The sequence below is a fragment of the Actinomyces sp. HMT897 genome, assembly GCF_016626125.1.
In the GTDB taxonomy this organism is placed as follows: Bacteria; Actinomycetota; Actinomycetes; order Actinomycetales; family Actinomycetaceae; genus Actinomyces.
Window position 1 is genome coordinate 3215650 of sequence record NZ_CP067336.1, and the last position, 25124, is coordinate 3240773.

Genomic DNA, 25124 nt, shown 5'->3' on the forward strand with positions numbered 1-25124 from the left:
ACAGAAAACTGTATGTTTCACGTATGAGCTGGACAGCAGCGGTCGCCGGAGCGACCGGTTACGCCGGGGGAGAGGTCCTGCGTCTCCTGGCCTCGCACCCCTACCTGGAGATCGGTGCGCTCACCGCCTCCTCCAGCGCCGGCACCCGTCTCGGTGAGCACCACCCCCACCTGGCCGCCCTGGCCCGACGCCGGGTGGAGCCCACCGACGTCGCCCACCTGCTGGACCACGACGTCGTCGTACTGGCCCTGCCGCACGGGGCCTCCGGGGCCGTCACCGCCGCCCTGGAGGAGGCGGGGGCCGCCGCCGGTCACACCCCCCTGCTCCTGGACTGCGGGGCCGACCACCGCCTGAGTAGCGCCAGGGCCTGGGAGGACTACTACGGTCCCGGCTTCTGCCCGCCCTGGACCTACGGCATGCCCGAGCTCCTGCACGCCGGGGAGACCACCGCCACCGCCCAGCGCCGCGCCCTGGCCAGCACCCGGCACGTCGCCGTGCCCGGGTGCAACGTCACCGCCGTGACCCTGGCCGTCCAGCCGGGCGTCGCCGCGGGCCTGCTGGACCCCGGCGCCCTGACCGCGGTCCTGGCCGTGGGCTACTCCGGGGCCGGCAGGGCGCTCAAACCCCACCTGACGGCCTCGGCCGCCCTGGGAGGCGCCCAGCCCTACGCCGTCGGCGGCACCCACCGTCACATCCCCGAGGTCGTCCAGAACCTGGAGGTCGCCGGCGCCCCCGCCGGGTCGGTGCGCCTGTCCCTGACCCCCGTCCTGGTCCCCATGAGCCGCGGCATCCTGGCCACCGTCACCGCCCCGGTGTCCGAGGCCGTCGCCGGCGCCCCCGACCCCCAGGCCCTTCTGCGCGCCCCCTGGGAGGCCGCCTACGGCCCCGCCGGCACGGCCGACGGTACGCAGGGCGCAGAGGGCGCCCCGGCCAGCGGCCCCGGCGTCCCGGCCAGCGGCGAGCCCGCCCCGGCCAGCGGCCCCGGCGCCCCTGCCGACGGCGAGCCAGCCCCGACCCGCGGCGAGGCCCTGGTCAACCTCCTGGAGCCGGGCACCTGGCCCACCACCGGGGAGGTCCTGGGCTCGGGCCTGGCGACCGTCCAGGTCACCTACGACGCCCGCGCCGGGGTCGCCACTATGCTGTGCGCCATTGACAACCTGGGCAAGGGGACCGCCTCCGCCGCCCTCCAGTGCCTCAACCTCGCCCTCGGCCTGCCCGAGGACACCGGCGTCATCACCGAAGGAGTCGCCCCATGAGCGTGACCACCGCCATAGGATTCCGGGCCGCTGGAGTCGTCGCCGGGCTCAAGCGCTCGGGCAAGCCGGACCTGGCCCTGGTCGTCAACGACGGCCCCCTGGACGTGGCCGCAGGCGTCTTCACCACCAACCGGGTGGTGGCCGCCCCGGTGGTCTGGTCCCGCCAGGCGGTCGCCGACGGCGCCGCCCGCGCCGTCGTCCTGAACTCCGGCTCCGCCAACGCCTGCACCGGCGCCGCCGGCTACGCCGACACCGTGGCCACCGCCGAGAAGGTCGCCGGCCTGCTGGGGTGCCGCGCCCAGGACGTGCTGGTGTGCTCCACCGGCGTCATCGGCGAGCCCATCGCCATGCCCGCGCTCCTGGCGGGCACGGAGGTCGCCGCCAGCGAGCTCGCCGCCACCACCCAGGCCGCCCACTGGGCCGCCCTGGCCATTATGACCACGGACACGGTCCCCAAGGAGGACGCCCTGACCGTCTCCGGCTCCCAGGGGAGCTGGTCCGTGGGGGGCATGATCAAGGGCGTGGGCATGCTCGCCCCCGGCATGGCCACCGTCCTGGGGGTGCTCACCACCGACGCCGTCGTGACGCCGGAGGTGGCGGCCGGGGTGCTGGCGTCGGCGGCAGGGCGCACCGTCAACCGCATTAACTCCGACGGCTGCATGTCCACCAACGACTCCGTCCTCCTGCTGGCCTCCGGCGCCTCGGGCGTGTCCCCCGACCCCGGGGAGCTCCAGGAGGCCGTCACCGAGGTCCTGGGCCGCCTGGGCCGCCGCCTGGTGGCCGACGCCGAGGGCGCCACCCACGACATCGCCGTCACCGTGACCGGCGCCGTCAGCGAGGCCGCCGCACTGGCCGCCGCCCGCACGGTGTCCTCCTCCAACCTCCTCAAGTGCGCCGTCGCCGGGCAGGATCCCAACTGGGGCCGGGTCCTGGCCCAGCTCGGCACCGTCCCGGAGGAGGTCTGCCCCTTTGACCCCGGGCAGGTGGACGTGGCCATGAACGGGGTGACGATCTTCGCCCACGGGGCCCTGGGGAGCGACCGCTCCGAGGTGGACATGAGCCCCCGGGAGACCCGCATCGACATCAGCCTCAACGCGGGCGACGCGACGGCCACCGTCTGGACCAACGACCTCACCCACGGCTACGTCACCATTAACGCGGACTACACCACATGAGCACCACCCACCTGACCGACTCCCTGACCCCTACCCAGAAGGCCTCCGTGCTCCTGGAGGCCATGCCCTGGCTGCGCGCCTACCGGGGCGCCACCGTCGTCATCAAGTACGGCGGCAACGCCATGGTGGACGAGGACCTCAAGCGGGCCTTCGCCGACGACGTCCTCTTCCTGCACCAGGTGGGCCTGCGTCCCGTGGTGGTTCACGGCGGCGGCCCCCAGATCAGCGCCATGCTCTCCCGGCTGGGCATTGACTCCGAGTTCCGTGGCGGGCTGCGGGTGACCACCCCCGAGGTCATGGACGTGGTGCGCATGGTCCTCACCGGCGGCGTCCAGCGCGAGCTAGTCTCCCTGCTCAACCGGGTGGGCTCGGCCGCGGTGGGTATCAGCGGCGAGGACGGCGGCCTGCTGCGGGCCCGTCAGCGCCTGGCCACGGTGGACGGGGAGGCGGTGGACGTGGGCCTGGTCGGCGACGTCGTCGAGGTCAGCCCCCGCCCGGTCCTGGACCTGCTGGCCCAGGGGCGTATCCCGGTCATCTCCTCCGTGGCCCCCCTGGTCGCCGACTCCACCACCGTGCTCAACGTCAACGCGGACACCGCGGCCGCCGCCCTGGCGGTGGCCCTGCGGGCCCAGAAGCTCATGGTGCTCACCGACGTCGAGGGCCTGTACTCCGACTGGCCCGACCGCTCCAGCCTGGTCTCCCGCATTAGCGTCAGCGCCCTGGAGCGGCTCCTGCCCGACCTGGGCTCCGGGATGGTCCCCAAGATGGAGGCCTGCGCGCGGGCGGTGCGCGGGGGAGTGGGCCAGGCACACGTCGTGGACGGGCGCCAGCCCCACTCCATGCTCCTGGAGATCGTCACCGACGACGGGGTGGGGACCGTGGTCTACCCCGATATCGCCGGACCGGTCGGGGACGGTGACCTGGTGTGAGCACGAGCGCGACGCCGGCCACCACCCCGCCCGCCACCCGCTCCTGGCGCGAGCGCTACCGCCAGGCGGTCATGCCCACCTTCGGCACCCCCGCCCGGGTCCTCGTGCGCGGTCGGGGCGCCCACGTCTGGGACGCCGACGGGGTGGAGTACACCGACCTGCTGGCAGGTATCGCCGTGAACTGCCTGGGGCACGCCCACCCCGCCCTGGTGGCGGCCGTCAGCGAGCAGATGTCCACCTTGGGGCACGTGTCCAACCTGTTCACCACCCCGGGGCAGATCCGCCTGGCCGAGGAGCTGGCCAGGATCGTCTACCCGGGCTCCGGGCCCGACCAGACCACCGTCTTCCTGGCCAACTCGGGCACGGAGGCCAACGAGGCCGCCTTCAAGATCGCCCGCCGCCACGGCGGGGCCGCCCGCCCCCGGGTCCTGGCCCTCCAGGGCGCCTTCCACGGCCGCACCATGGGGTCCCTGGCCCTGACCCACAAGGCCGCCTACCGCGAGCCCTTCGAGCCCCTGCCCGCAGGGGTGGAGTTCCTCCCCGCGGGTGACGTCGGGGCGCTGGAGGCGGCCCTGGGCCCGGACGTGGCCGCGCTGGTCGTCGAGCCCATCCAGGGCGAGGCGGGGGTGCGTGAGCTCCCCGAGGGCTACCTCCGGGCCGCGCGGGAGGCCACCGCCAGGTCCGGGGCGCTGCTGGTGGTCGACGAGGTCCAGACCGGTATGGGGCGCACCGGCGCCTGGATGGCCCACCACCTGCTGGCCCCGGGCGTGACCCCGGACGTGGTGACCCTGGCCAAGGGCCTGGGCGGCGGGTTCCCCGTCGGCGCCGTGGTGGCCCACGGCCAGGCGGCCCGCCTGCTGGGCCCCGGCCAGCACGGCACCACCTTCGGCGGGAACCCGGTGGCCTGCGCCACCGCCCTGGCCGTCATCGACACCCTGGAGCACGATGGCCTGCTGGCCCGCGCGGCACGCCTGGGCCGGGCCTGGGCGAGCCAGCTGGCCGCCCTGGAGGGCGTGGCCGAGGTGCGGGGCCGGGGCCTGCTGCTGGGCGTCGGGCTGGAGGAGCGGGTGGGCCCGGCCGGCGAGGTGGCGGAGGAGCTCGCCGGGCGCGGGTTCATTGTCAACGCGCCGCGCCCTGACACGCTGCGCCTGGCCCCGCCCCTGATCCTGCCGGAGGCGGACGCGCAGGCCTTTACCGCGGTCCTGGGGCGGGTCCTGGGGGAGCGGGTGGGGGCCGCCAGCGGCGGGCCGGGATGACCGGCGTACCGGGGGCGGGCTCCCACCGTAGAATATGTGACGAGACGAACACGCTGGGACCGCGCCCCTAGTTTGCATGAATATACGTACAATTGTATGTTATGATTTATGACGTCACTTCCTGACCGCATGGACACCCTGGTCGCCGTCCCGGCCACTAAAGCAGCCCGCCACGCCATTATCGTCCAGGTCCTGAGCAAGGAACGTATCCGCTCCCAGGCCCAGCTCCGCCAGGTCCTGGCCGAGCGAGGGGTGCTGACCACCCAGGCCACGCTCTCACGCGACCTCGTGGAGCTGCGGGCCACCAAGGTCCGCTCGGCCGGGGGGAACCAGGTCTACGCCATCCCCCAGGCCGGCGCCCCGGGGCAGGTCGGCCCGGGCGCGCCCCTGCCGGAGAGGACCCTGGAGGAGCACGTCACCGCCCGCCTGGCCCGGTGGTGCGCCGACCTCCTGGTCACCGCCGAGTGGGCGGGCAGCCAGCTCGTCCTGCGCACCCCCGCCGGGGCCGCCCAGCTCCTGGCCAGCGCGGTCGATGACGCCATGATACCCGAGGTCCTGGGCTGCATCGGCGGGGACGACACCGTCCTGGTGGTCACCCACTCCAACGCCGCCGCTGAGCGCGTGGGCGCCCACCTGCTGGCCCTGGCCGAGTCGGGTAACCGCTGACACCCCACGCCCCCGCACCCTGTGGCCCTGTGGGCGGCGGGGCGACGTCGTCGTGCACAAAAACACACTAATAAGGAGAAACTTACTATGAGCACCCACAAGGACCGCGTCGTCCTGGCGTACTCCGGCGGCCTGGACACCTCCGTCGCCATCGGCTGGATCGAGGAGGCCACCGGCCGTGAGGTCGTGGCCGTGGCCGTCGACGTCGGCCAGGGAGGGGAGGACCTTGAGGTGATCCGTCAGCGGGCCCTGGACTGCGGGGCCGTGGAGGCCTACGTGGCTGACGCCCGTGAGGAGTTCGCGTCCGAGTACTGCATGCCCGCCCTGAAGGCCAACGCCCTCTACGAGGGCACCTACCCGCTGGTCTCCGCCCTGTCCCGCCCGGTCATCGCCAAGCACCTGGTCAAGGCCGCCCGCCAGTTCGGGGCCCACACGGTGGCCCACGGCTGCACCGGCAAGGGGAACGACCAGGTGCGCTTCGAGGTCTCTATTACCTCCATGGCCCCGGACATGGACTGCATCTCACCGGTACGCGACCTGGCCCTGACCCGTGACGTGGCCATTGACTACGCCGAGAAGCACCACCTGCCCATTGAGACCACCAAGCACAACCCCTTCTCCATCGACCAGAACGTGTGGGGCCGTGCCATTGAGACCGGGTTCCTGGAGGACCTGTGGAACGCCCCCACCAAGGACGTCTACGTCTACACCGACGACCCCACCTACCCGCCCCTGCCCGACGAGGTGACCATTACCTTCCGGCAGGGGATCCCGGTGGCGATCGACGGGCGCGAGGTCACCCCGCTCCAGGCCGTCCAGGAGATGAACCGGCGTGCGGGGGCCCAGGGCGTGGGGCGTATTGACATGGTGGAGGACCGGCTGGTGGGCATTAAGTCCCGCGAGATCTACGAGGCCCCCGGGGCGGTGGCCCTCATTGAGGCCCACCGGGCCCTGGAGGCCGTCACCCTGGAGCGTCTTCAGCGCCGCTACAAGCGCCAGATGGAGCAGGTCTGGGGCGAACTGGTCTACGAGGCCCAGTGGTACTCCCCGCTCAAGCGCTCCATGGACGCCTTTATCGAGGACACCCAGAGGTACGTCAACGGGGACATCCGCATGGTGCTGCACGGCGGGAGGGCCACCGTCAACGGGCGCAGGACCGATACCGGGCTGTACGACTTCAACCTGGCCACCTACGAGACCGGGGACACCTTCGACCAGTCCTCCTCGCGCGGCTTTATTGAGATCTACGGAATGCAGTCCAAGCTCGCCGCGGCCCGCGACGTGCGCCTGGGCGGCGCCGGCTTCTGAGGACGGCCGGGGCCTCCCGCGGCCCCGGCCCTGACCCCGGCCCCGTCTCTCGCGAGAACGGTACTTGTTGCTCGTGAGAACGGTACTTGTTGTTCGCGAGAACGGTACTTATTCGTCACCCGCTACGGGACCTGGCGCCTCTGCGGGGGTCCCTATGCGGGGACGTAGCAGGTAGTGCAGAAGGTGGTGCCCTTCTCCTCCATGACGAGCAGGTGGCCGGGGTCGCCCAGGAAGACGCCACCGAATGCCGGCAGGAGGCTCGCGTACTGCTTCCCGTCCACGACCCAGGAGAGTCTGTCCATGACCCGGGAGAACAGGACGACTGACGGTATGTCCTGCACCGGCCTGCCGGTGGAGGCGTCGACGAGGCTCACCGACGACCCCCTGCCGGCCCAGCACATGGCGGCCGACCCGTCCGCCAGGACCGTGAAGTCGACCTCGTACCTTCCTCCACTGAAGGTGTTGTCGTCCCCCAGGTTGAGGGAGGGGCCCGCGCCCCCGGCGTCGCCCCGGCGGCTGAAGGTCCCGTCCCCGTTCTGGACCAGGGCGACGCCGTTCTCCGCCACCACGGCCGTCGCCCCGCTGAGGCTGGTCAGTGAACGTTGGACGACGTCGACTGAGGGGACGCCGTCGAAGACGATGCGCGCGTACTGCCCGGTCTGCTCCCACTGCAGTGCACCGTCCCAGCCAAAGGCGCGGGCTTGGGCCGTGTGCTCTGACGCCGTAGTGACCACGACGACCCCGTCCGTGGCCAGGATAATGCCGCGCTCACTCGGCTCGACGAGCGGTGTCAGGGTCGCCGTGGTCGCTCCTGTCGTAATGTCAATCAGGTGCGGGGTAATGGTGTCACGGTTGCCACCAGCACTGGTGCGCGACGACCGGTAGCCTATGAGGACGTCGGGGCGGGCCGGGTCGAAGAAGGCCGACACATAGGCCTCGTTTGTGCGCCAGGTCTCCTGCATCTGACGGCTGACCGCGATAATAGGACCTTCTGCCGCCGCTCCGTCCCCGTCCTGGTACGGTGGCACCTTCAGCAGGAGGGCGGTGTCATTGTCGAGCGCCCCGAGGAACAGGTGCGACGCAGTGTCCCAGGGGACGGGGGTCACGCCCCCGCTGCGCGGGTCGATGATCTTGTCAACGAGCAGGGGATAGCTCCCCCACCATGACGTATGCACACTGTGGTGACCGTGCTGAAAGTCGTCCCAGTCCCAGTGCGACGCCGCCACCTCGACCGGTTCCCCGACGCCGGAACCGTCAATCGGGTAAAGACGGTAGGAACTCGGCTCCGTGTCCTCTAGGGTACCGTGGAGACCGAACACGTAGTCACCCTGGGGGGATGTGCACATGCCCCTGAATGAGTCAATGCTCCAGGTTCGGGTAGCGCCCCGGGCGAAGTTGGGTGACAGGGCGGACATGGAGAACGTTCCGTGTTTTGTCTGTGGTTCCTCTTCTGTGGGGTCCTGGGGTTCTTCTGAGAGGTAGTGGGAGAGGCTCCAGGTGCTAATGCCGCCTAGGGTGGCTAGGGCGGCTCCGCCTGCGAGGAGGGGGAGTGCTCGGTTGATGGTGCGTCGGGACGGGCCCTGGGGGTGTGTGGTCCCCGGGGTCTGGTTGCTGGTGGTGGTCGGGGTGCTGGTGTCTGTGGTGGGTGCTGGGTAGGGGGTGGTCTGGGCCTGGTCGTTCCGCGGGGTCGTGGTCCCCGCGGTGGCCGGGACGGTGGCTGGGGCCAGACTGGTAGCCAGGGTGTTGGCGGGGGCTGAGCCAGCGGCCGGGGCCTGGTTGCCGGTGGTCGGGGTCGGGTTGGTGGTTGTGGTGGCCTGGTAGTGGGTGATCCACTGGTGGAGGGCGGGGTAGCAGTGGGGGTGGGCGGCAATGGCCGGGTGGAGGTCGGGGCGGGTTGCGGCTATGCGGGCGAGCTCGGCGGCGGGGGTGTGCGGGTTGCTCAGGGCCTCGGCGTCGGGGTCCCGGGGGTGGCGTGGTAGGTGATGGGGTGCTGGTCATGGGTGGAGGGTAGCTCGGGTGGCGCGTGCGTCGTCGTGCCTGATGGGGGTAGGTTCCTGTCCGTGGTGTAGTGGCCTGATGTCATCCTGTGTCGGGGACGTACCCTAGCTGCCGGCGACGTGCCATAGTCACCGGGGACGTACTCTGGAGGCCGTCTGGGGTACGTCGCCAATGACTAGGGTACGTCACCGATAGCTAGGGTACGTTGTCGGTGACTATGGCACGTCACCGTGGGGGATGAAGAGGGTGAGGGGGACAAGGTGCCGCGGGACCCGGTGGGCACCCCTCGCAGCGCCCCGTCCTCGCGGCGGGCGGCCCTGCGGCAGAGGCGTCCGCGGCCAGGCCACCAGGGCGACCCCCCGTTCTCACGGCCAACAAGTACCGTTCTCACGACGAATAAGTACCGTTCTCGCGGAGGAGGGGGTGCGCGAGGGCGTGGACGCTGGGGGCGCGGGCGCCGGGCCGGCTCAGGGCCAGCGTGTTCCTGCTGGCTGGCCCCCACCGAGTCGTGCCCACGACCCAGGGCAGGTCGCTGCCCGCCCTGGCTCCTCTCGTGGTCGCCCGAGTCGCGCCCACGACCCGGGCAGGTCACCAGCACCGGCTGGCCCCGGGATCCGCCTGGCCCCCCACCGCGTGGCCGAGTCGGGCCGCGGGGGCGGCAGCCCGGCCCCGGGATCCGCCTGGCCCCCACCGCGTGGCCGAGTCGGTCAAAAACCTCTTACTATGTCCCCGGCGGGCGTGGTCCGCCCTCGGCAACGCCGAGGCTTTGCTGACAACGTAACGGAAGGCGGCGGATCATCGATGGAGCGCACGCGGACACGCGCTGCTGTGATGAGCTCACGGCCCAGGCTCATGCCCGCGCTGGGCACCTGGGCCTCCTTCCTGACCTTCTCCGGCCAGGGAGTGCGCAATATCGTCGGGTGGACCCTGTTCGGGGTCATCGCCGCCATCAGCACTGTCATCCTCCTGGTCGTCTTCCTGCGTGAGGGGCACCGCGTCCCCCTGCGCGCCCTGCCGCCAGTGGCCTGTGCCTACACCGTCCTGTGCGTCCTCAGCCTCGCCTGGTCGCAGTTCCCGGCGGAGACCGCGCTCGCAGCCGCGCTCATGGTGACTACGAGCGCGGTCGGCATTCTGCTGGCCTGCAGCCTGTCGCTGCGTGAGCTCACCGTCGCGCTGGGACGTGCCCTGGAGGCGACGATCGCCCTGAGCCTGGTCCTGGAGGCCTGGGTCGCCCTGGTCCTGCACCACCCCCTGGCGCCCCTGTACATGCGGAACTGGGACGTGATCCCGTCGTCCTACTACTGGAGCGACGGGCTGCTCTTTCAGGGTGGTCCGATCCAGGGGATCATCGGCAACCGCAACCCCCTGGCCTTCGTGGCCCTGCTGACCCTCATCTGCGTGGTCGTACGATGGCGTGACCACCAGATCAGCAACTCCCACCTCGTCGTGTGGTCCGCCCTGTGCCTGCTCACCCTGGCGCTGACCCGTTCGGCCACCGTCACCGTGGCCACGATGGTGTGCGGGGGGCTCGCCTTCCTGCTGTGGTGCCTGCGCAGGCTGGGGGGCGCCAGGCGGCGGCGGGCGCTCGTCATGGCCGCAGGGGCGGCCATGGTGGCGGGGGCCCTGTCACTGGTCTTCAACCAGACCATCATTATGCTCCTGGGGCGCTCACCCGACGCCAGCGGACGATGGGTGATCTGGGAGCGGGTGATCGCGCTGTGGCAGCAGCGCCCCATCCTCGGCTGGGGGTGGATCATGTACTGGGAGCCCTGGATCCCCATGTTCCAAACCCTGGTCATCCGTCCTGACGGCACCCCTACCATGAGCGCGCACAACGCCTACGTCGAGGCGCTGTTCCAGACCGGCGTCGTCGGTGCGCTGCTCATTGTCCTGCTCATGGCCCAGCTGCTGATCCAGACGGGGCGGCTGGCGCTGCGCTACCTGGACTCCGACTCCTCCGTCCTCCTGCCCGTCCTGCTGACCACGGCCCTGGCGGTGCAGGCACTCAGCGAGTCCCGCCTGCTCTCGGAGGGCAACTGGATGGTCGTCTGCGCCCTGGCCACCTGGCTGGGGCTTCACCGTATGGTCGAGAGGACGGCGAGCCGCTGGCGTCCCTCGTCAGACGCCACCCGCAGCATCTACCTCCCGGCAAGCTCCCGTCGCAGCGAGCGCGTGCTCGTGCCCTAGGCGCGCCTTTCCGGGGGTGGGCGGTCGGGTCCATCGCCGCGGCACCACCCCACAGATGCCGTCCAGCCTCTTCCGGAGTGGGTGGTCAGGTCGGGGCTGCTGGCAGGGTGCGGATGACTGACTCGTACTTGTCGTCCCGAAGCTCTTCGTGGTGCACGCTGACGCATCCGCTGGCTCCTGGGGGCGGTGGGGCCTGCCCCGTCGTCGTGGAGGCCGCCCGGCGGTGGATCCTGGCGGCGGGGCCTGCGCGCCGACTGTCCTTAATCTCCCGCCGTCTCCCGCCCTCGCGTGAGAGCAGGCGCCAACCTGTCCATGGCCGCTGTCCATGGCCACGCGGGTCCTGTCTGGACGCCCCCGACCCCACGCTCGACGCCCTCCTGCTGTCCATGGCCACGAGGGCCCTGTGCTGTTTCCCACCCCTGCGTGAGAGCAGATTGGTTATGCGCACCCTGGCGGGGCCGGGCGCCTGGTTCTGTCGCAATCTGAGGATCAGAGCTGGGCCCACCCTGTTCCCGTCTTTGTACACTTTATGTCCGCGCAGGTCAGGGGTTCGCGGGTCAATGCGGTCGGGGGTGCCCTCCGTTCTGATCCTCAGATTGCGTCACGCACACGGTCCGGGCCACCAGACAGGCGGCAGACTATCCAGAGCTCCGCATAAACCACCTCGAACTGCGCCCGGAGACCACCCGGGCGGCCCCGAGCCGCCCAGATCCGGGGCGCACAGCCTCCTCGAAGGACTGACCGGCCGCCCCTGAGGCGTCCCCACAGCCACCAGGCACCCGGGCCGCCAGACGACCGCCGGGACTAGGACGCACCCGCACAGGCCAGTAGGCGCGTGCCACCCGGCAGTCCACCCCACCACCGAGCCACCGTCCTTCCCGTACGGTCATGACACCGCCTGAGGGCCGTCGGCAGGCAGGCCAGCGTCACGGTCCTCCTCGTACGGTCATGACGACCGCACCACCCGACAGCCCAGCTACCCGCAACCGCCCATCAGCGCTTCCGGGTTCGTGCCAGCGGTCATGTGCCACAGCCCCAGGCACCCGGGCCGCCCTGGCGGTCAGGCCCTGACCCACAGGGGCCACCCGAGCCGCAGCCCCAGGCACCCGGGCCGCCCAGAACCCATTGACGAGCGCTCCTGGCGACCCGGCCCCAGGGGCAGCCCGACGCGCCATCCGTCCTCACCACATAAGTACCGTTCTCGCGGCGAACAAGTACCGTTCTCGCGAGCAATAAGTACCGTTCTCGCGGAGAGGGGGCGGACTGGTGGGTGCCGCGAGGCAGCCGCGGGGCCAGCTCCACCACCGGCGTCGCCCCAGGCTCCCTGGTCCACGTGGCAACCACAGCCCGTAACCCAGGTCACCCAGGCCGAGCTCGAGGCCCTCCCGGTCCACGTGGGTAGGCCGGATGACGGTGTGGGCCTACAGTCCTAGGCGGAGGCCTGCTAGGTACCGCGGCCGGGCGCCGGGGACCCACCAGGGCCCGCTGAGGGGTGCCAGATCGCTCGGCCCGTGCGACCATAGGGCCATGGCTGAGACCCAGGCCGCCACGGAGGCGGCAGCGCCCAACCAGTTGTTCCCCGGTAAGCAGTTCATCTCCACCGTCCTGGAGGCACTGGATACCAAGACCCGGATGACGGGCAATATAGCCCAGCGGTACCTCATGCGCGCGGCCATGGCGGGCATGATCGTGGCCGTCTTCTACATTGTCAACTACGCCATTGTCGGGACCTTCGCCGAGCTAGGGGCGGCGGGGGTGGGGAAGTTTCTCGGCGCCCTCGCGTTCGGACCGGCCCTGGTATTCATCTACTACACCAAGTCCGAGCTCCTGACATCCAATATGATGGTGGTGGTCATCGGCCGCTACTACAAGCGTATTACCACGTGGCGGGGCATGAGGGTCCTGTTCATGTGCTTTATGGGCAACTTCCTGGGCGGGCTCGTCTTCGCCGTCATGTACCGTTTCTCCACCCTGGTGGGAGGCGCCACCGGGGAGCAGGCCGTCCACTCCGTGCAGGCCAAGCTGGCCTACATGGACTCGGTCTCCGGGGTGGGGGACCTCTTCGTACGGGCCATCCTGTGCAACTTCATGATCAACCTGGCGATGCTCCTCATCTACAACGGGTTCATCCACGACGACTGGTCCAAGATCGTGTCCATGATCGTGGCCGTGTTCGTCTTCGCCTTCCTGGGGTTCGAGCACTCCGTGGCCAACACGGTCCTGTTCACCGTCGTGGGCCTCACCCACGGGATCGACGTCCTGGCCGCGAGCGGGAACGTGGCGGTGGCGCTCCTGGGCAACTTCGTGGGCGGAGGCGTCCTCATTGGCGCCTACTACGCCTACGCCAACGACGACCGCTGGGTCCGCAGCCGGGTCAGGGCCGCCGTACCGCACTCCTGAGTCGGGGCGCGCACCGGCGACGTACCTTAGTCACCGGGGACGTACCCTGGAGGTACGTTGCCAGCGATTAAGGTACGTCGCCGGTGGCTACGGTACGTTCCCGGCAACTAAAGTACGTTTCCGGCGACCCGGCGTCCGTGACCGGCGCGGGGGCACGACCCCGGTCCCCGTCCCGGAAGTAGGCCATGATGGCCCCATGAGTGACACCACCGCCACACCGCCCGACGCCCCCTCCTGCCCGGTCGGACCCGCCCCGGGCATGAGCCTGTGGGGAGGGCGTTTTCGCGGCGGCCCGGCCGACGCCCTGGCTGCCCTGAGCGTCTCGACGCACTTCGACTGGCGCCTGGCCCGCTACGACGTCGCCGGCTCACGGGCTCACGCCCGGGCCCTGCACGGTGCCGGGCTGCTGGACGACTCCCAGCTGGAGGACATGCTCCAGGCCCTGGACCGCCTGGAGGACGACGTCGTCTCCGGCGCCTTCGCACCCGTGCCCGCCGACGAGGACGTCCACACCGCCCTGGAGCGGGGCCTCATGGAGCGCGCCGGGGAGGACCTGGGCGGGCGCCTGCGTGCGGGGCGCAGCCGCAACGACCAGATCGCCACCCTCATCCGCATGTACCTGCGTGACCAGGCCCGCCACGTCGCCGGGCTCGTCCTGGACGTGGTCGATGCGCTCACCGGCCAGGCCGCAGCGGCAGGGGAGGCCATTATGCCGGGACGCACCCACCTCCAGCACGCCCAGCCGGTCCTGGTGGCCCACCAGCTGCTCGCCCACGCCTGGCCGCTCATGCGTGACGTGGAGCGCCTGGAGGACGTCGACGCCCGTGCCGCCGTGTCCCCCTACGGCTCCGGCGCCCTGGCCGGCAGCACCCTGGGCCTGGACCCTGACGCCGTCGCCGCCGACCTCGGCTTCTCCTCCGCCGTGGAGAACTCCATCGACGGCACGGCCTCGCGCGACGTGGTCGCGGAGTTCAGCTTCGTCCTGGCCATGACCGCCGTGGACATCTCCCGCCTGAGCGAGGAGATCATTATCTGGAACACCAAGGAGTTCGGGTTCGTCACCCTGGACGACTCCTACTCCACCGGCTCCTCGATCATGCCCCAGAAGAAGAACCCGGATGTGGCCGAGCTGGCACGCGGCAAGGCCGGCCGCCTCATTGGGGACCTCACCGGCCTGCTGGCCACCCTCAAGGCCCTGCCCCTGGCCTACGACCGCGACCTGCAGGAGGACAAGGAGCCGGTCTTCGACGCCGTGGACACCCTGGCCGTGCTCCTGCCCGCCGTGGCCGGCATGGTGGGCACCATGGTCCTGGACTATGGGCGCATGGCCGCCCTGGCCCCCCAGGGCTTCTCCCTGGCCACCGACGTGGCCGAGTGGCTGGTGCGCCGTGGCGTCCCCTTCCGCACCGCCCACGAGATCTCCGGGGCCTGCGTGCGAGTCTGCGAGGAGCGCGGCATTGAGCTGTGGGAGCTGAGCGACGACGACTTCGCCGCCATTGACCCCCGCCTGACGCCGGGGGTGCGCGAGGTGCTCTCCGCTGAGGGCTCCGTGGCCGCCCGCGCCGGCCGGGGCGGTACCGCGCCCGTGCGCGTCGCCGAGCAGCTGGCCCGGGCGACCGCCCACGCCGCCACCCTACGGGCCTTCGCCCGCCAGGGCTCCCTCCTGGACGGCCTCGGGGCGCGGGTGCCAGCTGACGCCGGGACGGGGCGGGGCTAGTGCCCGGGGACGCCGGCCAGGGCCGGGTACCGCCACCCACGGACCCGCCGGCAGGGGTGGTACCGCGCCCGGGCGTGGCCCCCGAGGTGGCCGAGGTGCTGGGGCGCGACAGTCTCCAGGCCGCCCCCGCCCTCCTGGGGGCCGTCTTCTCCGCGACAGACCCGGACGGCACCGTCTCCGTGCGCCTGACGGAGGTAGAGGCCTACCGGGGCGAGGCCGACCCCGGCTCCCACGCCTACCGGGGCCGTACGGCCCGCAACGCCTCCATGTTCGAGGCCGGGGGCGTCATCTACGTCTACTTCACCTACGGTATGCACCACTGCCTCAATGTCGTCACCGGCCCGGCCGGCCTCTCACGCGCCGTGCTCCTGCGCGCGGGGGAGGTGGTGGCCGGGGTGGAGCTGGCCAGACGACGTCGTCCCGCCGCGAGGAACGACCGCGACCTGGCCCGCGGGCCAGCACGGCTGTGCGCCGCCCTGGGACTGGACCGCTCCGAGGACGGCACCGCCCTGGGCGGGCCCGGCTCGCGCGTCAGCCTCGCACTGCCGACACCGGATCAGGCCCCCGAGGCGGCGCGCATCCGCACCGGTCCGCGCACCGGGGTAGCGGGCCCCGGCGGCGACGGCAAGGCCTATCCCTGGCGCTTCTGGCTCGAGGGTGAGCCCACCGTCTCCCCCTACAAACCGGCGGCGCCTCGGCGCAGGCGGGGAAGACGATGACTGGCCCCGCCGTCGATCCCGCGGGACCGGCCGACTACTGGAACCACAACACCGCCTTCCACCAAGAGCTCGTCCGGGACGCCGGGCGGCGCGGAGGGCGGGCTCTCGACGTCGGATGCGGCGAGGGGCTCCTGCTCGCGCGCCTGGCAGGCGTGTGCCGGGAAGCCGTCGGGATCGACAGTGACGAGCAGTCGCTCAGCCGGGCGCGACGGCGTCTTGAGCGCATGCCGAACGCCGAGGCGCTTGCCCACAACATCATGGAGCCGGACCTCGCCGAACGCCTCGGCACCTTCGAGACCGTTACCTGCGTCGCCGTGCTCCACCATCTCCCACTTGACGAGGGTCTGGCCGCCCTGGGCGCACTGGTCGCTCCCGGCGGGCGGCTCATCGTCATCGGTCTGGCCGCCGAGAAGAGCCCATGGGACTGGATCATCTCCGGGTTGAGCATCCTGCCGATCCGGGTGATGAGCGCCTGGCACCGCGAGACCCGCGACGTCGGCGTCGTCACCGCCCGAGCGCGCGAATCGTTGGGGGAGATCCGCGCAGCCTCCTCCAGGATTCTTCCGGGCGCCCGGGTGAGACGGCGCTTCTACTACCGCTACTCCCTCGTATGGGACAGGCCTCGGGATGCGGGATGGATGGCGTGAACGATGTGACGCGCGCGGGCGAAGCGGGTCCTGCAGGTGGTGCCCGGCTCACCGGCCCGATCCCACTGCGGGAGCTCTACAGGCTGTTGAGAGCCGAACTCGGCGAGGTCGAGATGTGGCCTGCGCAGTCGGGTACCGAGTACGTCTGCGGCGCCGTCCTGGTGCAGAACACCGCCTGGGGCAGCGTCCAGCGCGTCCTGGAGGACCTGCGGCGGGCCACCGCCTTCGACCCGGCCCGCCTGCTCGCCCTCGATGAGACCGATCTGATCGATCTCATCCGTCCCTGCGGGTTCATGAGGGCCAAGGCCCGCGCCCTGCGCGCCTACGCCAGCTGGGTCCTCAGCCCGGCGGGGACGGCCGCCCCCGGCCTGGACGACGCCGCCCTGCGCCAGGCGCTGCTGGCGCTGCCCGGATTCGGCCCCGAGACCGCCGACGTCGTCGCCCTCATGGCCTACGACCGCCCCCGCTTCGTCTTCGACGCCTACGGGCGCAGGCTGCTGCGCCAGGCCGGTTACGAGATGGGGCGGCGCTACGAGGACGCCCGCCGCGCCCACGAGGCCGCGGTCAAGGCCGCAGGGTTCGACGTCGCCGAGCTCAAGGACCTCCACGGGCTCATTATCCTGGCCGGCCAGCACGCCCGCGCCGCAGGCGGCTGGGAGGCCTACGGGCCCACAATCGGCATTGGGGCCTGACACCCCTGGCCCGGGGGACGGTGCGCCGCTGTCAGCGCGTCAACCCCAGGACGGTGGCGGGCGCGCCCGGCTCCCTGACCCGGGGTGCGGCACCGGACCCGGCTACAGGGCGCCGGGCGGGCCGGGTCGTGGCAGACTATCCGCGCCGGGAGCAGACCCGGTTCCGGGCGCACCGCCTGGGGGCAGGGCCTGCGAGAGCGCACCAGGAGCACTCCGAGGTGCGCGGGAAACTCACGCGGACGCAGGGGACCTGGACGGGGACCGCCCTACGGGCCAGCCCCGGGGAAACTCACACGGACGCAGGGATAAAGACACATGGAAGGCGACAGGACAGTGACAGACATCCTGGACGAACTGCAGTGGCGCGGGCTCATCGCCCAGCACACCGACATTGACGCGCTGCGCGCGGCCCTGGCCGAGGGCCCGGTCACCTTCTACTGCGGCTTTGACCCCACGGCCCCGAGCCTCCACCACGGCCACCTCGTGGCGGTCAAGGTCATGCGCCACCTCCAACTGGCAGGGCACCACCCGCTGGCACTGGTGGGGGGCGCCACCGGCCTCATTGGCGACCCCCGCGCCAGGGGGGAGCGCTCCCTGAACACCAAGGACGTCGTGGCCTCCTGGGCCCGGTCGCTCCAGGCCCAGCTGGAGAGGCTCCTGGACTTCGAGGGCGACAACCCCGCGCGCATTGTCAACAACCTGGACTGGACCCAGGCGATGAGCGCCATCGACTTCCTGCGCGACCTGGGCAAGCACTTCCGCATGGGTACCATGCTCTCCAAGGACGTCGTGGCCCGCCGGCTGGCCAGCGAGGAGGGCATCTCCTACACCGAGTTCAGCTACCAGGTCCTCCAGGCCAACGACTACCTGGAGCTCTACCGGCGCCACGGCTGCACCCTGGAGGTGGGCGGCAACGACCAGTGGGGCAACCTCGTGGGCGGCATGGACCTCATCCACAAGGTCGAGGGCGCCTCGGTCCACGTCATGACCAACCCGCTGATCACCAAGGCCGACGGCACCAAGTTCGGCAAGACCGAGGGCGGGGCCGTGTGGCTCAACCCCGAGATGCTCAGCCCCTACGCCTTCTACCAGTTCTGGCTGCAGACCGACGACGCCGACGTGGTGCGCTTCCTGAAGATCTTCACCTTCCTGGGGCGTGAGGAGATCGAGCGGCTCGAGGCGGCCACGGCCGACAACCCCAGGGCGCGCCAGGCCCAGCGGGCCCTGGCCCGGGAGGTCACGGCCTGGGTGCACGGGGCCGAGGCCCTGGCCCAGGCCCAGGCGGCCACGGCGGCCCTGTGGGGGCGCGGGGACCTGCGCGAGCTGAGCGCCGGGACCCTGGCGGCGGCCACCGTCTCCCTGCCCGCCACCGAGCTCGTGGTGGGGGAGTCCACCGTGGTGGACCTGCTGGTGGGTGCGGGCCTGGAGAGGGGGCGCAACGCCGCCCGCAAGACCGTGGCCGCGGGCGGCGCCTACCTCAACAATGTCAAGGTGACCGACCAGGAGGCGACGGTGGGCGCGGACGACCTGCTGGCCGGGGGAGTGGTGCTGGTGCGCAAGGGCCGACGCACCCTCGCCGTGGCACGGACCGCCTGACCTCAATACCTGTGGGCAGAGTCACTGTTACTGGGTTTGACGGGTGGAGGCGTTCTACGTATTGTTCTCTCCGGCCCGTGACGAGGTGGAGCGATCCACCAAGGTGCGGGCCGGGGAGCCGAGGGGCGTGACGGCGTCGAGGCAGCTCAGATCACATGGTGACGAGTTGACGAGGCGGACCTGATCCCCTAAAGTTTTCCGAGCTGCCTGAGGGCGGGGTCGCGATGATCGTGGCCGTCAATCTCTGGGTGTGTTGTTTGAGATCTCGATAGTGTGTCTTGTTTTTGTGTTTTTGTTTGTCTGGTTTTTTGCTGGGTGTGTTCTGGGGCCTGGTGCTTGGGTTCTGGGGTGTGCTTGGCTTGTTTTGTTTGTCTGGGTGGTGCTGGTTCCTGGGGGGCTTGTGTTTCCTGGGTTCGTGGTGTCTCCTGGGTGATTGGTTTTTTTGGAGAGTTTGATCCTGGCTCAGGACGAACGCTGGCGGCGTGCTTAACACATGCAAGTCGAACGGGCCTGCCCTTTTTTGGGTGGGTTAGTGGCGAACGGGTGAGTATCACGTGAGTAACCTGCCCCCTGCTCCTGGATAACGCTCTGAAAGGGGTGCTAATACGGGGTGTGCTGGTGCTGCCGCATGGTGGTGCCGGGATAGGTTCCCCTTTTTTTGGGGTTCTGGTGGGGGATGGGCTCGCGGCCTATCAGCTTGTTGGTGGGGTGATGGCCTACCAAGGCGGTGACGGGTAGCCGGCCTGAGAGGGTGGACGGCCACACTGGGACTGAGACACGGCCCAGACTCCTGCGGGAGGCAGCAGTGGGGGGTATTGCGCAATGGGCGGAAGCCTGACGCAGCGACGCCGCGTGAGGGACGGAGGCCTTCGGGTTGTGAACCTCTTTCGCCGGTGGAGAAGGCGCCCCCGTGTGGGGTGCTGACTGTAGCCGGGTTAAGAAGCGCCGGCTAACTACGTGCCAGCAGCCGCGGTAATACGTAGGGCGCGAGCGTTGTCCGGAGTTACTGGGCGTAAAGGGCTTGTAGGCGGCTGGTCGCGTCCGCCGTGAAATCCCCTGGCTCAACCGGGGGCGTGCGGTGGGTACGGGCCGGCTTGAGTGCGGTAGGGGAGGCTGGAACTCCTGGTGTAGCGGTGGAATGCGCAGATATCAGGAAGAACACCGGTGGCGAAGGCGGGTCTCTGGGCCGTTACTGACGCTGAGGAGCGAGAGCGTGGGGAGCGAACAGGATTAGATACCCTGGTAGTCCACGCCGTAAACGTTGGGCACTAGGTGTGGGGGGCCTCTTCCGGGTCGTCCGCGCCGTAGCTAACGCATTAAGTGCCCCGCCTGGGGAGTACGGCCGCAAGGCTAAAACTCAAAGGAATTGACGGGGGCCCGCACAAGCGGCGGAGCATGCGGATTAATTCGATGCGACGCGAAGAACCTTACCAGGGCTTGACATGGGCCGGTCGTCCGCGGAGACGCGGGCTCCCCTTGCGGGGCCGGTCCGCAGGTGGTGCATGGTTGTCGTCAGCTCGTGTCGTGAGATGTTGGGTTAAGTCCCGCAACGAGCGCAACCCCTGTCCCGTGTTGCCAGCACGTCGTGGTGGGGACTCGCGGGAGACTGCCGGGGTCAACTCGGAGGAGGGTGGGGACGACGTCAAATCATCATGCCCCTTATGTCCTGGGCTTCACGCATGCTACAATGGCCGGTACAGAGGGTTGCGATGCCGTGAGGCGGGGCGAATCCCTTAAAGCCGGTCTCAGTTCGGATCGGTGTCTGCAACTCGACACCGTGAAGCTGGAGTCGCTAGTAATCGCGGATCAGCAACGCCGCGGTGAATACGTTCTCGGGCCTTGTACACACCGCCCGTCACGTCATGAAAGCCGGTGACGCCCGAAGCCCGTGGCCCCACGGGGAGCGGTCGAAGGCGGGGCTGGTGATTGGGACGAAGTCGTAACAAGGTAGCCGTACCGGAAGGTGCGGCTGGATCACCTCCTTTCTAGGGATCTAGGGGCCTGCGAGGGGGCGGGGGGCGCGCACGGGCGCGTCCCCGGGTCCCCTCGTGGCCCGTCGGGAGGGGCCGGACGGGCGGACAGCACGGGAACACGCTCCCCTCTCACCCTGCGTTCTGCTGGGTGGGTGGGGGGTGCCCGCCTCTCCTGTTGTGGGGGGGTGGGGGCATGCTGTCGGGGTCTGGGGCTGCGTGCCCTTTTGTGTCCTGCTTCTGCTTCTCTCCTGGTTGTTTGCTGCTGCTTGTTTGGTGGTGGTGTGGGGGGTTGTGGGGGTGTGGGTGGGTTGGTTGTGAACTGTATAGTGGACGCGAGTATCTTTGTTCTCTGTGGTGTGTTTTTGTTGTGTGCCTCGCGCCCGGGTCCTGCTGCGCTGTTCGTGGTGTGGTGGGTTCTGGGGCGTGGTTTCTGCCTGTGTTGTGTGTTGTTTTTATGGGCGTTCGGTGGATGCCTTGGCACCAGGGGCCGATGAAGGACGTGGTGGACTGCGATAAGCCTCGGGGAGCCGTCTTGCGGGCCTTGATCCGAGGGTTTCCGAATGGGGGGACCCGGCGCCCGTCACGGGGCGTCACCCGCGTCTGAATGTATAGGGCGTGTGGGGGTTACGCGGGGAAGTGAAACATCTCAGTACCCGTAGGAGAGGATATTCCGTGAGTAGTGGCGAGCGGAAGCGGATGATGGCTGAAACCGTCGTGGTGCTGGTTACCCGGCAGGGTCTGCCGCGGCGGGGTTGTGGGGTCGTGCCGTCCTGTTCCTGCCGGGGCGGGGGCGTGGTGAGAAACCGTGGTGGTAGCCGAACCCCCTGGGACGGGGGGCCGTGGAGGGTGAGAGCCCCGTAGGCGGAACTGCCTCGGCCGCGCTGGCACGGTGCCCGAGTAGCACGGGGCACGTGGAATCCTGTGTGAATCTGCTGGGACCACCCGGCTGCCTGAATACCTCCTGGTGACCGATAGCGGAGTAGTACCGTGAGGGAACGGTGAAAAGTACCCCGGGAGGGGAGTGAAAGAGTACCTGAAACCGGGCGCCTACGAGCCGTCAGGGCCCTTGCGCCCCCCCGTTTTTCGTGGGGGGTGGGGGGTGGTGGCGTGCCTATTGAAGAATGAGCCTGCGAGTCAGTGGCGTGTCGCGAGGTTAACCCGTTGTGGGGTAGCCGTAGCGAGGGCGAGTCCGAAGAGGGCGTCTAGTGGCGCGTCCTGGACCCGAAGCGGGGTGATCTACCCATGGCCAGGCTGAGGCACGTGTAAGAGCGTGTGGAGGGCCGGACCCGCCTGGGTTGAAAACCGGGGGGATGAGCTGTGGGTAGGGGTGAAAGGCCAATCAGACTCCGTGATAGCTGGTTCTCCCCGAAATGCATTTGGGTGCAGCGTCGCGTGGTCCCCGGCGGAGGTAGAGCTACTGGTTGGCTGATGGGCCCCACAGGGTTACTGGGGTCAGCCAAACTCCGAATGCCGTCGGGTGCGAGCGCGGCAGTGAGACCGCGGGGGATAAGCTCCGTGGTCGAGAGGGGAACAGCCCGGACCGCCGGCTAAGGCCCCTAAGCGCGCGCTAAGTGGGAAAGGATGTGCGGCCGCGGTGACAACCAGGAGGTTGGCTCAGAAGCAGCCACCCTTGAAAGAGTGCGTAACAGCTCACTGGTCAAGTGGTCGTGCGCCGACAATGTAGCGGGGCTCAAGCGCGCCGCCGAAGCCGCGGACCCTCCTTGGCCCCTCCTCGTGGGGGGTGGGGGGTGGTAGGGGAGCGTCCTGTGCTGGGTGAAGCCGGTGGGGTGACCCCTGGTGGACGGTGCGGGAGCGAGGATGCAGGCATGAGTAGCGAGACCGGGGTGGGAGTCCCCGGCGCCGTGTGACCAAGGGTTCCAGGGGAAGGTTCGTCCGCCCTGGGTGAGTCGGGGCCTAAGGCGAGGCCGACAGGCGTAGTCGATGGGTGACGGGTTGATATTCCCGTACCGGTGGGGCACCGCCCGTGCTGACTGGTGGGTGCTAACCCACGCCGGGTGCCGCCTTCTTCCCCTGCCGCGGGTTTCGGCCCGGGTGGGGGTGGTGGCGTCCTGGTCTGGGGGTCCTCCGCCTTGGTAGGCAAGCGTGTTAACAGGGGTGACGCACAGTGGTAGCCTCCGCGGGCCTGATGGCTTGGCCCGTCCAACCGTGTGGCCCGTCCCCCAGGTAAATCCGGGGGGCTGTCTTTGGTGACGAGGGTGAGGCGGGACGGTGACCTGCCCCGTGGGGCGGGGAAGCAGGGTGATCCTGTGGTGCCTAGAAAAGCCTCGACGCGATGGTGTGAGCCGCCCGTACCCTATACCGACACAGGTGGTCCGGCAGAGTATGCCGAGGCGGGCGGGTGAACCGTGGTGAAGGAACTCGGCAAGATGCCCCCGTAACTTTGGGAGAAGGGGGGCCCTGTCCCCTGAGGCCCCGTGCGGGCTGGGGGGGCGGGCCGCAGAGACCAGGGGGGAGCGACTGTTTACTAAAAACACAGGTCCGTGCGAAGCCGTAAGGCGATGTATACGGACTGACGCCTGCCCGGTGCTGGAAGGTCAAGAGGATCCGTCAGCCCCCCGCGGGGGGTGAAGCGGTGAGTTCAAGCCCCAGTAAACGGCGGTGGTAACTATAACCATCCTAAGGTAGCGAAATTCCTTGTCGGGTAAGTTCCGACCTGCACGAATGGCGTAACGACTCCCCCGCTGTCTCCACCACGGGCCCGGTGAAATTGCACTACGAGTAAAGATGCTCGTTACGCGCAGAAGGACGGAAAGACCCCGGGACCTTTACTGCAGCTTGGTATTGGCGTCCGCCGTGTCCTGTGCAGGATAGGTGGGAGGCGTGGATCCCGGCGCGCCAGCGTCGTGGGGAGCCGTTGTTGGGATACCACTCTGGGTGCGGCGTGCGCCTGAACCTCGGCCCGTGACCCGGGTCAGGGACAGTGCCTGGTGGGTAGTTTAACTGGGGCGGTTGCCTCCTAAAGGGTAACGGAGGCGCTCAAGGGTCCCCTCAGCCTGGTCGGTAACCAGGTGTCGAGTGCAAGCGCACAAGGGGGCTTGACTGCGAGACCGACGGGTCGGGCAGGTGCGAAAGCAGGAGCTAGTGATCCGGCGGCCCCGTGTGGGTGGGCCGTCGCTCAACGGATAAAAGGTACCCCGGGGATAACAGGCTGATCCTGCCCAAGAGTCCATATCGACGGCATGGTTTGGCACCTCGATGTCGGCTCGTCGCATCCTGGGGCTGGAGCAGGTCCCAAGGGTTGGGCTGTTCGCCCATTAAAGCGGTACGCGAGCTGGGTTTAGAACGTCGTGAGACAGTTCGGTCCCTATCCTCTGCGCGCGTTGGAGGCCTGAGGGGGCCTGTCCCTAGTACGAGAGGACCGGGACGGACGGACCTCTGGTGTGCCAGTTGTCCCGCCAGGGGCACGGCTGGTTGGCTACGTCCGGGAGGGGTAACCGCTGAAGGCATCTAAGCGGGAAACCATCCCCGAGACCAGGCCTCCGCACGACCACCCCTGCTGGGGTGGTGTGGTAGGCCCCCGGTAGACGACCGGGTTGATAGGCCGGGCGTGGAAGCGGGGTGACCCGTGGAGCTGACCGGTACTAACAGGCCGACACAACACACAAACACACGCGAACGAGCACGCGTCAGGCACACGGAGCGTGCCACGGACCACCCCCACGGGGGTGGGCGTCCACTATACGGTCCACGACCAACCCCCACCACACACGCGGGTCCGCACCACACCGGTGCACGAGCGGGCGTGGGACACACGAGAACAGAACACGGGGCACGCACACCACCGGGACACCACCCCCCACACCCGGGGGGCCACACCACCGGGACACCACCCCCCACACCCGGGGGGCCACAGTAGCCCGTGGGAGCCCCTACCAGGCCCGTCCTGGTGGTCATAGCGGGGGAGCCACGCCCGGCCCCATACCGAACCCGGAAGCTAAGACCCCCAGCGCCGATGGTACTGCACCCGCCAGGGTACGGAAGAGCAGGACACCACCAGGACACCACAACATATATAAACACGGGCAACTTGGCCCCCAATGAGGCGTTTGACACCGCTCTCCTTGGGGGCTAGTTCCCTACCCACGTATCGTGCCCCATCCGAAAGAAGGACAATGGCCCAGGACAGGCGCAGCCCCCACCGCTCACCCGGATCAGGAGGACAGCGGCACGGCTTCCGGTCTGCCGACGAGCGTTCCCGAGGCGGTGGACGGCAGGACCATGACGGCCCCCGCCCGCGCCGTGGTGCGGGCTCCTTCGGACGCGACTCACGAGGGGCACGGGACTCATGGGACCGGGGGTCACGCGACTTCCGGGACCCCCGACCTACGCGAGGACGGGACGAGCGTCCCGCAGGCCGCTCCTACCGTGACGACGGCCGGTATCAGCGTTCTTACCGTAATGACGACCGTGACCAGCGATCCTACCGTGATAATGACCGGTATCAGCGTTCCTACCGAGATGACGAGCGCCCGCAGTCACGCTCTTATCGTGATGACGGCCGTGACCGGCGTTCCTACCGTGACGACGACCGCGGGCGGTCACGCTCCTACCGTGATAATGACCGGGATCAGCGCTCTTACCGCG

General features: G+C 69.6%; 14 protein-coding genes and 3 rRNA genes. 16 read left to right on the top strand and 1 reads right to left on the bottom strand.

Annotated features, from left to right (window positions below):
• The first annotated feature begins 23 nt into the window (after nt 1–23).
• From JJJ15_RS12505 to JJJ15_RS12535, 6 genes are all read left to right on the top strand, one after another.
• Nucleotides 24–1256 carry an N-acetyl-gamma-glutamyl-phosphate reductase gene (locus JJJ15_RS12505; protein WP_246742079.1) on the top strand — a complete coding sequence of 411 codons (1233 nt, stop codon included), beginning with the start codon at nt 24–26 and terminating at the stop codon, nt 1254–1256.
• Nucleotides 1253–2431 carry a bifunctional glutamate N-acetyltransferase/amino-acid acetyltransferase ArgJ gene (gene argJ, locus JJJ15_RS12515; protein WP_200510967.1) on the top strand — a complete coding sequence of 393 codons (1179 nt, stop codon included), beginning with the start codon at nt 1253–1255 and terminating at the stop codon, nt 2429–2431. The genes JJJ15_RS12505 and argJ overlap by 4 nt, the downstream gene beginning before the upstream one ends.
• On the top strand, nt 2428–3360 hold the full coding sequence (gene argB, locus JJJ15_RS12520) for an acetylglutamate kinase (protein WP_200510968.1): 933 nt from the start codon (nt 2428–2430) through the stop codon (nt 3358–3360). Before argJ ends, argB begins: the two co-directional genes overlap by 4 nt.
• Nucleotides 3357–4616: an acetylornithine transaminase gene (locus tag JJJ15_RS12525; protein WP_246742080.1), complete on the top strand. Its 1260-nt coding sequence runs from the start codon at nt 3357–3359 to the stop codon at nt 4614–4616. Before argB ends, JJJ15_RS12525 begins: the two co-directional genes overlap by 4 nt.
• Nucleotides 4617–4724: 108 nt before the next feature.
• Nucleotides 4725–5282, top strand: coding sequence for an ArgR family transcriptional regulator (locus JJJ15_RS12530; protein ID WP_200510969.1), 558 nt, complete (start codon nt 4725–4727; stop codon nt 5280–5282).
• 87 nt (nt 5283–5369) lie between these two features.
• Nucleotides 5370–6590, top strand: a complete 1221-nt coding sequence (locus tag JJJ15_RS12535) for an argininosuccinate synthase (RefSeq protein WP_200510970.1) — start codon at nt 5370–5372, stop codon at nt 6588–6590.
• 152 nt (nt 6591–6742) lie between these two features.
• Here JJJ15_RS12535 and JJJ15_RS12540 read toward each other — a convergent pair whose 3' ends face one another.
• On the bottom strand, nt 6743–8005 hold the full coding sequence (locus JJJ15_RS12540) for a hypothetical protein (RefSeq protein WP_200510971.1): 1263 nt from the start codon (nt 8003–8005) through the stop codon (nt 6743–6745).
• A 1414-nt stretch (nt 8006–9419) separates the two neighbouring features.
• Between JJJ15_RS12540 and JJJ15_RS12545 the strand changes: the two genes are divergently transcribed.
• The 10 genes from JJJ15_RS12545 (at nt 9420) to rrf (ending at nt 24539) form a co-directional block, all read left to right on the top strand.
• On the top strand, nt 9420–10775 hold the full coding sequence (locus JJJ15_RS12545) for an O-antigen ligase family protein (protein ID WP_246742081.1): 1356 nt from the start codon (nt 9420–9422) through the stop codon (nt 10773–10775).
• A 1527-nt stretch (nt 10776–12302) separates the two neighbouring features.
• A complete protein-coding gene (locus JJJ15_RS12550) occupies nt 12303–13175 on the top strand; it encodes a formate/nitrite transporter family protein (RefSeq protein WP_200510973.1) in 873 nt (290 codons plus the stop codon).
• 196 nt (nt 13176–13371) lie between these two features.
• A complete protein-coding gene (argH, locus tag JJJ15_RS12555; protein WP_200510974.1) occupies nt 13372–14892 on the top strand; it encodes an argininosuccinate lyase in 1521 nt (506 codons plus the stop codon).
• A gap of 56 nt (nt 14893–14948) precedes the next feature.
• Complete coding sequence (locus tag JJJ15_RS12560) at nt 14949–15611, top strand: DNA-3-methyladenine glycosylase (RefSeq protein WP_200512090.1); 663 nt, start codon at nt 14949–14951, stop codon at nt 15609–15611.
• Nucleotides 15608–16258: a class I SAM-dependent methyltransferase gene (locus JJJ15_RS12565; RefSeq protein ID WP_200510975.1), complete on the top strand. Its 651-nt coding sequence runs from the start codon at nt 15608–15610 to the stop codon at nt 16256–16258. Before JJJ15_RS12560 ends, JJJ15_RS12565 begins: the two co-directional genes overlap by 4 nt.
• A gap of 113 nt (nt 16259–16371) precedes the next feature.
• Nucleotides 16372–16950, top strand: a complete 579-nt coding sequence (locus JJJ15_RS12570; protein WP_246742082.1) for a base excision DNA repair protein — start codon at nt 16372–16374, stop codon at nt 16948–16950.
• A 333-nt stretch (nt 16951–17283) separates the two neighbouring features.
• Entirely contained in the window at nt 17284–18546 is a 1263-nt protein-coding gene (gene tyrS / locus JJJ15_RS12575; RefSeq protein WP_200510977.1) for a tyrosine--tRNA ligase, read from the top strand.
• A 439-nt stretch (nt 18547–18985) separates the two neighbouring features.
• Nucleotides 18986–20531, top strand: a 16S ribosomal RNA gene (locus JJJ15_RS12580).
• Between the two features lie 430 nt (nt 20532–20961).
• Nucleotides 20962–24144 (top strand): 23S ribosomal RNA (locus JJJ15_RS12585).
• 278 nt (nt 24145–24422) lie between these two features.
• A 5S ribosomal RNA gene (rrf, locus tag JJJ15_RS12590) occupies nt 24423–24539 on the top strand.
• The 16S, 23S and 5S rRNA genes sit together here, the layout of an rRNA operon.
• Nucleotides 24540–25124 lie beyond the last annotated feature (585 nt).

Bases quoted from the DNA above. Each gene is read 5' to 3' on its own strand.
- JJJ15_RS12565 (WP_200510975.1), top strand. From the start codon at position 15,608: ATGACTGGCCCCGCCGTCGATCCCGCGGGACCGGCCGACTACTGGAAC.
- JJJ15_RS12570 (WP_246742082.1), top strand. From the start codon at position 16,372: ATGTGGCCTGCGCAGTCGGGTACCGAGTACGTCTGCGGCGCCGTCCTG.
- argJ (WP_200510967.1), top strand. From the start codon at position 1,253: ATGAGCGTGACCACCGCCATAGGATTCCGGGCCGCTGGAGTCGTCGCC.
- JJJ15_RS12535 (WP_200510970.1), top strand. From the start codon at position 5,370: ATGAGCACCCACAAGGACCGCGTCGTCCTGGCGTACTCCGGCGGCCTG.
- JJJ15_RS12545 (WP_246742081.1), top strand. From the start codon at position 9,420: ATGAGCTCACGGCCCAGGCTCATGCCCGCGCTGGGCACCTGGGCCTCC.
- argH (WP_200510974.1), top strand. From the start codon at position 13,372: ATGAGTGACACCACCGCCACACCGCCCGACGCCCCCTCCTGCCCGGTC.
- JJJ15_RS12540 (WP_200510971.1), bottom strand. From the start codon at position 8,005: ATGTCCGCCCTGTCACCCAACTTCGCCCGGGGCGCTACCCGAACCTGG.
- JJJ15_RS12550 (WP_200510973.1), top strand. From the start codon at position 12,303: ATGGCTGAGACCCAGGCCGCCACGGAGGCGGCAGCGCCCAACCAGTTG.
- JJJ15_RS12530 (WP_200510969.1), top strand. From the start codon at position 4,725: ATGACGTCACTTCCTGACCGCATGGACACCCTGGTCGCCGTCCCGGCC.
- argB (WP_200510968.1), top strand. From the start codon at position 2,428: ATGAGCACCACCCACCTGACCGACTCCCTGACCCCTACCCAGAAGGCC.
- JJJ15_RS12505 (WP_246742079.1), top strand. From the start codon at position 24: ATGAGCTGGACAGCAGCGGTCGCCGGAGCGACCGGTTACGCCGGGGGA.